A 12783-nucleotide genomic window follows, 5' to 3' on the forward strand; every position below is an offset into this window, starting at 1 on the left:
ACTTGAAATATGACAACAAAAACACAAAAGACATTGCCAAATTGGACACTAATTGTATCAGGACTTTTTGCTTTAATGGAAATTGGCGTAAGTGTATCATTATTCTTTTCACCGCAATCATTCGCTGACAAAATTGACCTTGACGCAAAAGGTGTTGACTTTTTAATGTATATGTGGGCGACACGACAATTTGCTCTTGGTTTCATTTTCGCTATTGCGACAATCAAAAAATCAAGCCAAATGCTGACACTTGCTTATATTTTCTTTTTTGTAATGTTCATTGGTGACTTGGTTGTTGGCATTTTACTAAAAGACAATACACTTGTTATTAGTGCAGTTGTAATGTGTTTAATTGCCTCGGCATTGATATTTTTCATCAACAGGAAAAAATAAATTAAAAATGAAAAGAGCCTTTTTAATAATTTTGGCATTCGCGACAACCTTTTGTTTAGGTTTCGCATTTAAAACAATAACATCAATCAATAACAACAATCATATGAAACGAGTAACAGGAATTGGGGGTATTTTCTTCAAAAGCAACGACCCAAAACAAATTACAGAATGGTATAAAAAACACCTTGGGTTAGATGCAAATCCTTATGGTGCAACTTTTGAATGGTACGAAAGCCCAGACAGTACAAAAAAAGCACAAACACAGTGGACACCATTTGCACAAGATTCAAAATACTTTGACAAGGACTTTATGATAAATTACCGAGTTGAAAACTTGGAAGCGCTTGTTGAAGAACTGAAAAAAGAAGGCGTAACAATTGTAGACAAAATTGAAACTTACGACTATGGTAAGTTTGTTCACATTCTTGACGGAGAAGGGAACAAAGTTCAACTTTGGGAAGCAATTGACTAAGCTTGATTACAAACAGAAAACTCAAATTAGACAACAGAGAATAACGCCTAACCGCTAACGCATGTTTTGCGTCAAGCGGGGTGACCCCGATAGAGGTTCGGGGCAGACTGTGCAAACTTGGAGCTTTGTGCTTCTGTTTAAGTTCAGTGCTGGTTGACAGTTTTGTACTCCGAAACCCGCCCGAACGCAAAGCCCGAAACCGTTAGCTGCAAGTTTAGAGAGACAGTTCTAACAATCAGACAACGAACAAAAATTAACTTTGAAGAACATTTAATAAATAAAAATGAGCAAAATTATCTTTGACAGCGGAATATCACTTGATGGCTTCTTCGCAGGTGATAATCGAAGTCCAAGCAATCCAATGGGAGGTGTTTCAGGAAAAATTCATAGTTGGATGCTTATTCAAAAAGCATTCTGGGAATACTTAGGGTTCGATGGAGGCAAAGAGGACGGACCTGATGGTAAATTTATTAGAGAGACAATTGCAAGAACAGGTGCATTCATTATGGGGAAACGAATGTTTGAGGAAGGCGAAGCCAGTTGGCCAGAAGACTTATACAAAGCAGATGTTTATGTGCTTACACAAGAAAAACGTGAACCTTGGGTTCAAAAAGGAACAACCACTTTTTATTTCATCAATGATGGAATACAAAGTGCTTTGGAAAAAGCAAAACAATCAGCTAAAGGTAAGGACATAAGAATACAGGGTGGAGCAAATACTATTCAACAATTTCTTAATGCAGGACTTGTTGACGAATTTTTCATCCACATTGCTCCTGTTTTTCTAGGAAGCGGTATCAGACTATTTGACAGTATTGACAAAGATATTTATGATATACAAATCATAGAAGTAATACCTTCGGATTTAACAACACATTTGAGATACAAATTGACTAAGAAGTAAAAAACAACGACTCGCCATCGTTTTTCGGGCATTATAAAAAGATAAGAACAAACGATAGACAATAATAAAAAAGCGAACTATATGAGAAAAATAATTTCATTTATGCACATATCGCTTGACGGTTTTGTAGCCGGACCAAACAGAGAAATGGATTGGATCAAAGTTGATCAAGAAATTTTTGATCATGTCGTAAAACGGATAAGCAAAGGCGATACTTCATTATATGGACGAGTAACTTATGAGTTGATGGAAAGTTATTGGCCTACCGCAGCAGAAAAGCCGACAGCAACCAAGCACGACATTGAACATTCAAAGTGGTATAGCAAAGTTCACAAAGTTGTTTTATCAAAAACAATGAATGACAAGGGTTTAAATAATACAACAATTATTAGCGACAACCTTTCGGACAGAATGAATGAATTAAAGGAAAATGGTAATAATGAAATCTTGCTTTTTGGCAGCCCGACAGCAACACATTCACTTATTCAACAAAACTTAATTGACGGCTATTGGCTATTTGTGAATCCAATTATTCTTGGACAAGGAATTCCATTGTTTGCAGACATAAAAGACAAAATAAAACTAAAACTCTTGACTACCCGTCAATTTAATTGCGGGGTGACAGAACTGAATTACACAATAGACAGATAATAATAACGAACCGCTGCGAGCGGTCATTGTGGAATGACAAATCAAATAAGACAGAGACAATAAATGAAAGTACAAGAACAAATCAAAAATTATATTGCTACTCAGCCTGAAGCAAAACGTGCGGACATTGAAGCTTTGCACAAACGCATACTTAAAGTATTGCCAAAATGTAAATTATGGTTCTTAGACGGCAAAGACGATAATGGTAAAACTGTTTCTAATCCTAAAATAGGGTATGGGCTTCAAACAATAAAATATGCTGATGGAAAGACCAAAGAGTTTTATCAAATTGGAATAAGTGCAAACACAACAGGAATATCTGTCTATATCATTGGTATTGAGGATAAGAAATATTTAGCAGCAAATTTTGGAGAAAAAATAGGAAAGGCAATTGTAAGCGGATATTGCATTAAGTTTAAATCATTAAAAGAAATAAATACTGATATACTTTTTGAAGCTATTCAATTTGGAATTAAAGTTTCGACTGAAAAAAGTGAATTCAATAGAATAAAGCAGTAATATCACAATAATCAAAAACAATTTAGAATTAAAATTATGGCAAGTATCAATCCTCACATTAACTTTAACGGAAATGCCGAAGAAGCATTCAACTTTTACAAATCAGTATTTGGCGGAGAGTTCGCAAAAATAATGCGTTTCAAAGATTTAGCAAGTCCCGAATTCCCGGTAGCAAAGCATGAAGCAAACAAAATAATGCACATTGCTTTACCAATTGGTAAAAGTATTTTAATGGCTAATGATGTACCTGAAATACTGGGACGAACAAACGAAAATGAGAACAGAAGTAAAATTGTAATTAGTGCAGAAAGCAAAGAAGAAGCTGACAAATTATTCAATGGACTTTCGGCAGGCGGACAAATTGAAATGACTATTTCTGACAGCCCCTGGGGTTCATACTTTGGTATGTTTAGAGACAAATATGGAATCGAATGGATGGTGGACTTTGATCCAAAATATAAAGGCAATACAAATTGACAAAAACAACGAACGCCTAACAGCGATTTAACAAAAGGCAGTTGAAGCACTTCTATGAAATCCCAAACGTTCGGGATGCAAGGTTCCATATTAGGAATTCTAATAAACATTTATTCTAAAAATCTGCCATGTCGTAATGTTTCAAAACATTTGCAATAATATTAATGACACGCACTTGACAGTTTTGCATTTGGACAAACTTTTTATTTTTAGAGAGTTCGGCTTTGGCTTCTATAAAAATATTATCGGACAGACAATCGCTTAGCATAACCAGACAACTCAACGCAACAATATAAAATGAAAAAAAGAAAAACTAGTTTGAGCATTGTTATCATTTTACTTGTGCTATCAAACATTGCCGGGATTGTAAAATTACAAATGACTACCGATCAACTTTCAATGATCTATACCTTCCTATTGGCTGAACAAATAAAATGGCTGACAGTAATTCCCGTAATGACAATTATATCACTTATTGCAATATGGTTTGGTAAGCTATGGGGAATTATTTTAACAAGTTTTTTATTTGCCATGGTTCTGTTTCTTGATGTTTATTATAAAGTGTGGACACACGCCTTACTTGCTACACTTGGATTTGTTTTACTAATGCTTTTCTGCTGGCAATCACGACAATTCTTTGGTTTAGAGAAAAGCAGTGGACAGGCAAAAAAATAATTACCGGGCGGTTGTTTTTATTCCGACAGGTGTTCGCGGCTGACAATTGCTCACGGCATAAAAACGATACAACAATACTGCCAATAGCAAGTTTGTTCTATTCGAGCTGACGTTTATATTTGCATGCAGTCAATATTGCGTTCCCAAAAACCATCAACGCAAAACCCCAAAAGGTTAGCGGTCATTTTAGAAATCCTAACTTCGAAGTGACTGAAAGAAAAAAGTAAAAAAAATAGTCGGGTAAACTAAACCCGGTCAGATTAATAAACATAAAAGTGCGGAGTCAGCACTATAATCACTGACAACAAACAAATGAGAAAAATAATTGTTTTGTCATTTATTACATTAGATGGTGTAATGCAGGCACCCGGGGGTCCTGAGGAAGATACATCGGGCGGTTTCAAATATGGCGGTTGGGTTGTTCCTTATTTTGACGAAGTTGGTGGTAAGGTCATGGAAAAACAGATGAAACCTGCTGACCTTCTCTTAGGCAGAAAAACATTTGAGATTTTTGCTGGTTACTGGCCTGAGCATAATAATGAATGGCCCGGGATCAACGATGTTACAAAATACGTTATGTCCAATACAATGAAAAAGTCTGATTGGAAAAACTCAGTGTTTCTAAAAAGTTTGTCGGATATCAAAAAACTTAAAAGCACAAAAGGTTCTGACATTCAAGTCCATGGTAGTGGTGAGCTTATTCAGCTGCTGCTAAAAAATGATTTAGTGGATGAACTCTGGCTCAAAATTTATCCATTGACTCTTGGTAAAGGGAAAAAATTTTTGATAATGGTACTATTCCGAAAGCCTTTACGTTAACAGATAGTTTGGTTACACCAACCGGAGTGATTATTGCCAATTACAAGTTAGCTGGAAAAGTCAAGACAGGTTCTTTCTTAGCTTAAGGTGAGAGTAGCACGAATTCACAACGACAGATTTGCAATAGGTGGGGTTTTCTCGTTGAGAAATCGGGACAAAGAAAATAATGGACAGATAATTCAATAAGAAGAAATGACCAATTCAAAAAAATCTTTAAGCAAATAATAATTTGCTCTTTTTTACTAATATCAATATGTTTTAATTCCTGCAATGGACAAAAAAAACCTGAAAAAATACCCGATAGTTTTACAGGGCAGAAAATAGTTCCAGAAGCGGAATTCAATAATAATATTTTCAGTGAAAATATAACAACCGAAATTGATAAGAACATTCGAAGTATTTTTCAGGATAAAAATGGCAACTATTGGATTGGCACGAATGGCGCTGGTGTGTATCGTTATAATGGTAAAACGTTGATTCAATTTACTGTGAAAGACGGTTTATCTAATAATCAAGTTCAAAGTATTCAAGAAGATAAATCTGGTAATATTTGGTTTGGAACTGGTGTATTCGGTGTTAGTAACTTCGATGGACAAACTTTCACTACGTTAACAAATAAAGAAAATTTGCAATTAAGGAATAGCTCTGACCTCCGCTGGGAAATAGGACCGAACGATTTATGGTTCTATGCTGGTGGCGGTGTTTATCGCTATAACGGTAATTCGTTTGGCTATTTGCCTTTAGATAATACCGGTTTTGACTCTAAGCAGTCGCAAAGCTCTCCCTATAGTCTCAGCTCTTATGCTGTTTATAGCATACTAAAAGACAAAAAAGGAAATGTTTGGTTCGGCACTCAATCCCAAGGTGTTTGTCGCTACGATGGGAAATCTTTTACTTGGTTTACCGAAAATGGGCTGAGTGGCTCAGCCGTTCTTGGTTTGTTCGAAGACAGCAACGGAAATCTTTGGTTTGGAAATAATGGCTCAGGTTTATTTCGATATGATGGAAAATCCTTTATTAATTTTACGGAAGAAAAAGGACTTAGCAATAACGAATTTAAAGTTTCGGGTAAATCAGGTCCAGGCACTTTAGCTCGTATTTACACGATAAACGAAGATGACTTTGGAATCCTTTGGATAGGAACAGTTGACGCTGGTGTTTGGAAATATGACAGTAACAACTTAACTAATTATACCACAAAAGATGGACTTACAAGTAATGCTATAAATATAATTTTTAAAGATAAAAATGGTGAACTCTGGTTTGGAACAGACGGAGATGGTATTTGTAAATTCAATGGGAAAACCTTTGCAAAGTTTGAGTTTAAATAGAACTCAGAATTGAAATAAAAACAGATAAGTCACCTTACTCAAAAGTAATAATTATGTCATTCCGTCCCGATGAATAGGGATCGGAATCTGTTTTACGCAGATTTTTAGATGCTGAATGGCAATGCCATCAACAGACAACTTCGTAAGGTGAATTATTAAGCACAAAATGAAATCAATTAAATGACCAGTTCAAAAAATATTATCCATAATATCTCAAATGGTATTCTACACGAAATTCCGGAAGACATGAAGAAGGCATTGACTTCTAATGAACAAATTCTTGTCCGCTGGAATAGCCTGACCCCAATTCAACGCAACGAGTGGATTTGTTGGGTTACTATCGTCAAAAAAACAGAGACGAGATTAGAACATATTGCTCGAATGGTTGAAGAATTAAAAGACGGTAAACGACAACCTTGTTGCTGGCCTGGCTGCCCTCACCGGAGACCAAATGCAAAAAAATGGTTTAAAAACATTTCAAAATAATGGACACGATTACATACAATAACAATCTTTCTTCTGACGACAAAGCAATTTGCGATTTGCTTTTTCAGGAGATAAACAAACACCTGCACGAGGCAGACAACAAAATCTGGCATAGACATCCCGTTTGGTTTATAGATGGCAACCCTATTGTAGGATACAGTAAAGAAAAACGTGGCATTCGCCTGATGTTTTGGAGCGGTGCAAGTTTTGACGAAGAAAAACTGATGGTAAGAGGAGAAAAATTTAAAGACGCTTCGATATTTTACAACAGTGTTGTTGAAATCAACACAAAAGATTTGAAACGCTGGTTAGGCAAATCTGAAAAAATACAATGGGATTATAAAAACATCGTTAAAAGAAAAGGACAATTAGAAAGATTGAAATGAAATGAAAACAACACTCGAACACGATAAGCGAATAGCAAAAATGACATTTGCTTCGGTTTATCCGCACTACTTCACAAAAGTGGAGAGCAAAGGCAGAACAAAAAAAGAATTGCATCAAGTAATAGAATGGCTGACGGGTTATGATGATAAAAAACTTCAACAACTTAACGACGCGAAAGAAACTTTCGAAACATTTTTTAAGAAAGCAAAACTAAACCCAAACGCTACATTGATTAAAGGAGTAATTTGCGGTTATCGAATTGAAGAAATTGCAAATCCTTTAACCAGGCAAGCCAGGTATCTTGACAAGTTGGTAGATGAATTAGCGAAGGGACGGAAGATGGAAAAGATTTTGCGAACTGTATAAAATGGGATGACAAAAAAGAATCACTGCCTGTGACAGCAAGTTCAAGAAATTGGCAGTTAAGAGATTAAATCAAGTTCGGTTTTTCAATCAAACTTTCGTGCAGGTTGAATGTATTTGTTTTGAACCCCGCACGCAGGTAAGACGCGAAACTGTTATACGAAACCAATATCAAACAAACAATAATTTACTATGACTGAGAAAAAATCAAAATTAGTTGAAATAAAAACAAAGCCTACCGCTGCAAGTGTGGAGGATTTTATCAATAATATTAAGGACGAACAAAAGCGTACAGACAGTTTTGTGCTTTTGGAAATGATGAGAAAAGCTTCTGGTGAAGAGCCAGTCTTATGGTGCAGTTCAGTCATCGGTTTTGGCATTAAAAGATACAAAAGTCCCGCCACAGGAAGAGAAGTTGATTGGCTCCGGATAGGTTTCTCCCCCCGTAAAGCAAATCTATCATTATACATTACCACAGGTATTAATGAGCATGCTGCTGCTCTTAAAAAACTCGGCAAGCACAAGGTGGGTGTTGGCTGCCTCTATATAAATAAGTTGGAGGAGATAAATATGAAAGTTTTAAAGGGAATCATAGATTCATCATTAAATCGAAAGTAGAATATTTTGTCAAGCGAGGCAATTACTCTGGAAGAATTGGCATCCTATAACAGCAACCTGGAAAATAGTTGAGCCAATAATGAAATGATGTGAGAACAATTAATAAAGTTTTTTATTGATTTAAAAAGTGTTACACAAATATGCGTTGGATTTATACGACATAAAAGAAACCTCAAAACAAACTGTTTCAAGGCTTTTCTAAGCGGGGCCGAACCCAAGAAAATCGGGTCAAGCGAGACTTCCCGAATTTCATTCGGGACGACCTGCTGCGTGACGAATTAAATCCTCAATATATTTTCTACTTTTTTTGTTTTTAATTTCACGTTCACGTTTGAGGCAATCAGATTTAGAATCATATTGCTCAAAGTAAACAAGTTCCCAGGGAATACCAGATTTTGTGAATCTGCCCCAACCGAGATTGTGCCTTTCTAATCGCCATTGAATATTGTCTGTAGAACCAACATAGTATTTGTTGATTTTAGGAGAGAATAAGATATAAGTAAAATATTTGTCCATAAAGAAAATGCTCAGATTTATGCTCTGAGTTTTTTTTGCAGAGCCGACAAGGTTTCCCGAATTTCATTCGAGACGACCTCCTTCCTGACGAATTAAATCTTAATGATTTTGTTAAATAAAAGTGTAATAAAAAATTTTATTCAAAAGTTTGCAAATATTTTCCCCCAAAAAAACCTCAAAACAAACTGTTCCAAGGCTTTTCTAAGCGGGGCCGACGAGACTCGAACTCGCGACCTCCTGCGTGACAGGCAGGCGTTCTAACCAACTGAACTACGACCCCGAATATTATGTTCTAGGTTCTAAAAAAATTGAATTCAAATATATTATTTGCTACCTGCAAAAACAAGAATCTTTGGCTAAATTTTTAATCACCAAAAGAAATTCCTATTGCCTTTGCACACTGAACTGCCTGGTTATCCTCCTTAACTAATTTTTGGTGTGAGATTGCATCAGCAATTAGAACATTTTTTATTTCACTTCCTTTTAGTGCAACCATTCTTCCAAATTTTTGTTTCGACGCTAGTTCTATAGCAAAATAGCCAAACTTTGTTGAAAGGATTCGATCATATGGAGTGGGACTTCCACCTCGCTGCAAATGTCCTAAAACTGTAACTCGGGTTTCACGACCTGTATTTTCTTCAATCTTTTTAGCTACCACCTCACCGATACCACCGAGTTGACGCGGATCGTGTCTTTTAACATCTTGCCCTTTTAATACCATTTGACCATCCTTCGCCTTCGCACCTTCGGCAACACATACTAAACTGAATTTTTTACCCATCAATTCTCTATTTTTAATTTTATCATAAACTTTTTCCCATGAGAAAGGAATTTCAGGAATCAAAATTATATCCGCACCACCAGACAGACCGCCGTTTAATGCTATCCAGCCGGCGTATCTGCCCATAACCTCGCAAACAATTACGCGATGATGTGACGATGCTGTTGTGTGCAGTCTATCCAATGCCATTGATACGACATACACTGCAGAATCGTGTCCGAAAGTCATATCAGTAGCTTCGAGATCATTATCAATGGTTTTGGGAACCCCGACGATATTCATTCCAAGTTTGCCAAGTTTATTACAGATGTGCATTGTGCCATCGCCTCCAATAGCGATTAGAGCATCGAGGTTCCATGCATAATAATTTTGTAAAGCTTCCTTGGACTTATCAACGATTTCAATTTTACCATTCTGTTCAATGGGCCAATGGAATGGATCGCCTTTGTTTGAAGAACCGAGTATTGTTCCACCTTGTGAAAGTATTCCGGAAACATCCTCGTTTCGTAATTCCTTTGCACGACCTTCGACCAATCCTTCGAATCCATCTATAATTCCGAAGACAGTCATACCATAATCTTGTGCGGGTTTTGTTACTCCTCTTATTACGGCATTTAATCCGGGACAATCGCCCCCGCCTGTAAGTACTCCTATTCTCGTTACCTTTTTAACTTTTGCCATTTACTTTTCCTTAAGAAATTTTTCATTTTAATTTTGAAGAATTTTTAAAATGCAGTTTTACTAATTTACTTAAAAACTCCGAACCATAAATTTTTTTCAAGTAGGAAGCGGTTCGATCCACCGCACTTGAAGCACCCAGAGGAATTTCATATTGTAATTTTTCAGATGCGAGTTTGAACCAATTTACTACCTCCGCCCTTGCAATAATTGAAGCTGCTGCAACTCCTAAAAATCTTTCAGCTTTTGTGTACTGAAATATTTTATTTTCATAATCTCCACCCGCAAAATATTTATCAATGTGTTCAGGCTTGCCAAATTTATCGCAAATTACTTTTTCCACTCTTTGAATTTGCAGAAGATTTTTAATCACCTCTGAATGCGCCCAGCCAAGCAGTTTATTAATATTCCCAAATTGCTGCTGAAGCTCGTTATATTTTAAAGGCTTTATTTTCAAAACTGAAAATTTATTTCCGAGTACATTTTTTATTTTATCGGCGATATTTAAAATTGAATGATCATCTATCAGCTTGCTGTCTTTAACACCGATTCGTTTGAAATAATCAGCAAGTGAAGCATTCATAATTACTCCGCAAATAACCAGCGGACCAAAGTAATCCCCCTTCCCTGATTCATCTGTCCCGATGTAAATATCCGGTTCGGATTCAACTTCCCTGCCTTGAGTAAACAGATTTGTTCCAAACACACTATCGTGAATTTCTTTGTAAAGTTTATGATCGGAGTTACCCTGCAATACAACCTTATTCCCTTTCTTTCCAAAAAAAACAAGTAACTTTACTTTATCTTTATTATCAGTTATCACTGCTTCATAGTTGTAGTCTTTACGATCAATCATGAAGACTTTAAAACCATTTTTAGTAAAAACCTGGCTATAATTTTTAATAATTTTCAGTGCGGTTGACTCAACTTTATTCATCATAAAATATTTTTAGATTATATATAAATATTTGGAACTTTAGCACAATATTGAAGTTAAAAGTATGATTCGATTACTAATTGTATTGTTTCTTTAATAAATCGAAGTTAGTTTTAAATAAGTAATGAAAGAAAAAAAATGAACGCACAGCAAAAAATAAAATTAGTAATTCTGACTTTGATTTTATCAATATCATTTTCAGCCAATGTTTTTACACAGATTAAAACTGATAAACAAACAATTGATCAAACAATCTCATCAATGACTGTTGAACTTCAGCATAAAATTTTATTAACTGACGAACAAGCAGGCAAGGTTACTGAAATATTGAAAATTTATTTCTCAAAAGTTTCTGCCGATGCATCTAAAAAATTAGAGTTGCGTAATAAGGCAAATTCAGATGTACTTTTAATTCTTGACAAAAAACAAAAAGCTAAGTTTGACATACTCAAAAATGATTGGTGGAAATCAAATTAGTTTTATATAAACAACTACGTTGCGTAAAATAGCAAACCTGCTTCGGGTCAGTAAGTAATTTCTATTTTAAGATAAATCCAATCTTTTCAAGTCTGCCATCAATATTAAAGGCAGGCACAATATTAAAAATTTTACAGAGCAGCGGATACACGTCAATATTTTCAATAGTACCTGCTCTGTAATTTTTTTTAAATGAAGGTCCAAGCGCAAAGAAAATGCCATGCATGTCAATATTATTATTATCGAAGCCGTGATTGCCGCCTTTAAAATATTTTTCGTTTGATTTCTTTTTTTATCTCTAAAAGTCCAACCAACATCTGCAATAGCAACAAGATCTCCTACCAAATAAGAATCACTGAAATGATAAAATGCGGGGATATCTTTTTTGAAATAAACGCTAAAATGTTCATCGCTTGAATTTAATCTATCATAAATTTCATCCAGATTATTTTCATCTTTGTCAAAAGACATAATCACACCAGAGTTATCAACTTTGTAATTAATTCCATTAAAAAAATCATCAACATTAATAATTCTATCTGAATTTATTTCAGTCATGCCATGATCGGAAACTACAATAATATCAGTGCTATCGAACAAATTTATTTCTTTTAACTTTGCGAATAAATCGCCGAGCTGAATGTCAAGAATCTGAATTGCCGAATCAACTTGAGGCGAATCAGGACCATATTTATGCCCATAGGAATCAGTTGCATCAAAATACATTGTTATAAAATGCGGACGCTCGGAGTAAGGAAGATTGAGCCACTGAATAACTCCATTAACTCTATCGGAATAAGGTTTGGTATGTTCGTAATTCTTGTAATAATCCGGTCGTCTGTAATCAGCAGTTAATTCGGAGCCGGGCCAAAAATAACTTGCCGTGATAATCCCCTGCCGTTTAGCTGTTTCCCAGAAAGCTTCACCTCGATACCACTTCGGATCTCTAACAGCTAAGGTATCAGATATTTTATAGGATTCATTAGTGAATTGATCCTCGAAATGATTTTCGATAATACCATGATGAGCCGGATATAACCCGGTTATAATTGCGAGATGATTCGGAAAAGTCTTGGAAGGAAAACAAGGTTTAAAAGATAATGCGGAAACTCCCTCTTGTTTCATCAAATCCAAATTTGGTGAAAGACCACGCGAAGGATAATCCCATCTAAACCCATCGAACGAAATAAGAATGACATAAGGCTGACTTTGAGCAAAAGAATAAATATTAAAGAGAGTAAAAATTAGTAATAGTCTGAGTGTATTTTTCATTTTAAGTCCAATTGATATGAAAAAATT

At 35.5% G+C, this 12783-nt stretch carries 17 protein-coding genes, 1 tRNA gene and 2 pseudogenes; 15 read left to right on the forward strand and 5 right to left on the reverse strand.

Annotated elements, in window-relative coordinates; translation table 11 throughout:
- The first annotated feature begins 9 nt into the window (after positions 1-9).
- The 14 genes and pseudogenes from IPH11_02960 (at position 10) to IPH11_03025 (ending at position 8095) form a co-directional block, all read left to right on the forward strand.
- Complete coding sequence (locus IPH11_02960) at positions 10-393, forward strand: hypothetical protein (GenBank protein ID MBK6912668.1); 384 nt, start codon at positions 10-12, stop codon at positions 391-393.
- 103 nt (positions 394-496) lie between these two features.
- Positions 497-865 carry a VOC family protein gene (locus IPH11_02965; protein MBK6912669.1) on the forward strand — a complete coding sequence of 123 codons (369 nt, stop codon included), beginning with the start codon at positions 497-499 and terminating at the stop codon, positions 863-865.
- Positions 866-1148: 283 nt separating this feature from the next.
- The gene (locus IPH11_02970; protein MBK6912670.1) at positions 1149-1769 is read left to right on the forward strand and encodes a dihydrofolate reductase family protein; all 621 of its coding nucleotides are present in this window, start codon (positions 1149-1151) and stop codon (positions 1767-1769) included.
- A gap of 81 nt (positions 1770-1850) precedes the next feature.
- Positions 1851-2420, forward strand: a complete 570-nt coding sequence (locus IPH11_02975; protein MBK6912671.1) for a dihydrofolate reductase family protein — start codon at positions 1851-1853, stop codon at positions 2418-2420.
- 63 nt (positions 2421-2483) lie between these two features.
- Positions 2484-2939, forward strand: coding sequence for a DUF1801 domain-containing protein (locus IPH11_02980; protein MBK6912672.1), 456 nt, complete (start codon positions 2484-2486; stop codon positions 2937-2939).
- A 36-nt stretch (positions 2940-2975) separates the two neighbouring features.
- Positions 2976-3416: a VOC family protein gene (locus tag IPH11_02985; GenBank protein ID MBK6912673.1), complete on the forward strand. Its 441-nt coding sequence runs from the start codon at positions 2976-2978 to the stop codon at positions 3414-3416.
- 297 nt (positions 3417-3713) lie between these two features.
- Positions 3714-4091, forward strand: a complete 378-nt coding sequence (locus IPH11_02990) for a hypothetical protein (protein ID MBK6912674.1) — start codon at positions 3714-3716, stop codon at positions 4089-4091.
- Positions 4092-4403: 312 nt separating this feature from the next.
- Positions 4404-4996, forward strand: a pseudogene (locus IPH11_02995) (dihydrofolate reductase family protein).
- A 96-nt stretch (positions 4997-5092) separates the two neighbouring features.
- Positions 5093-5353, forward strand: a pseudogene (locus IPH11_03000) (hypothetical protein).
- 6 nt (positions 5354-5359) lie between these two features.
- Complete coding sequence (locus IPH11_03005) at positions 5360-6241, forward strand: hypothetical protein (GenBank protein ID MBK6912675.1); 882 nt, start codon at positions 5360-5362, stop codon at positions 6239-6241.
- Positions 6242-6421: 180 nt separating this feature from the next.
- Positions 6422-6727: a YdeI/OmpD-associated family protein gene (locus IPH11_03010; GenBank protein ID MBK6912676.1), complete on the forward strand. Its 306-nt coding sequence runs from the start codon at positions 6422-6424 to the stop codon at positions 6725-6727.
- A complete protein-coding gene (locus IPH11_03015) occupies positions 6727-7113 on the forward strand; it encodes a DUF1801 domain-containing protein (protein ID MBK6912677.1) in 387 nt (128 codons plus the stop codon). The genes IPH11_03010 and IPH11_03015 overlap by 1 nt, the downstream gene beginning before the upstream one ends.
- Before the next feature lies 1 nt (position 7114).
- Positions 7115-7480, forward strand: a complete 366-nt coding sequence (locus tag IPH11_03020; GenBank protein ID MBK6912678.1) for a DUF2200 domain-containing protein — start codon at positions 7115-7117, stop codon at positions 7478-7480.
- 189 nt (positions 7481-7669) lie between these two features.
- Positions 7670-8095 (forward strand): DUF1801 domain-containing protein, encoded by a 426-nt coding sequence (locus IPH11_03025; protein ID MBK6912679.1) that lies wholly within the window; start codon positions 7670-7672, stop codon positions 8093-8095.
- Between the two features lie 249 nt (positions 8096-8344).
- On the opposite strand, the gene IPH11_03030 is transcribed toward IPH11_03025, so the two are convergent.
- From IPH11_03030 to rnhC, 4 genes are all read right to left on the reverse strand, one after another.
- Entirely contained in the window at positions 8345-8611 is a 267-nt protein-coding gene (locus tag IPH11_03030; GenBank protein MBK6912680.1) for a GIY-YIG nuclease family protein, read from the reverse strand.
- A gap of 206 nt (positions 8612-8817) precedes the next feature.
- A tRNA-Asp gene (locus IPH11_03035) sits at positions 8818-8891 on the reverse strand.
- 84 nt (positions 8892-8975) lie between these two features.
- Entirely contained in the window at positions 8976-10073 is a 1098-nt protein-coding gene (locus IPH11_03040; protein ID MBK6912681.1) for an ATP-dependent 6-phosphofructokinase, read from the reverse strand.
- Between the two features lie 22 nt (positions 10074-10095).
- A complete protein-coding gene (gene rnhC / locus IPH11_03045) occupies positions 10096-11010 on the reverse strand; it encodes a ribonuclease HIII (protein MBK6912682.1) in 915 nt (304 codons plus the stop codon).
- A gap of 135 nt (positions 11011-11145) precedes the next feature.
- Between rnhC and IPH11_03050 the strand changes: the two genes are divergently transcribed.
- A complete protein-coding gene (locus IPH11_03050; GenBank protein MBK6912683.1) occupies positions 11146-11484 on the forward strand; it encodes a hypothetical protein in 339 nt (112 codons plus the stop codon).
- A 66-nt stretch (positions 11485-11550) separates the two neighbouring features.
- Here the strand turns inward: IPH11_03050 and IPH11_03055 are convergent, their stop codons facing one another.
- Entirely contained in the window at positions 11551-12756 is a 1206-nt protein-coding gene (locus IPH11_03055) for an alkaline phosphatase family protein (GenBank protein MBK6912684.1), read from the reverse strand.
- Positions 12757-12783: the final 27 nt, after the last annotated feature.

It is taken from the genome of Ignavibacteriales bacterium, from assembly GCA_016709155.1.
GTDB lineage: Bacteria > Bacteroidota > Ignavibacteria > Ignavibacteriales > Ignavibacteriaceae > JADJEI01.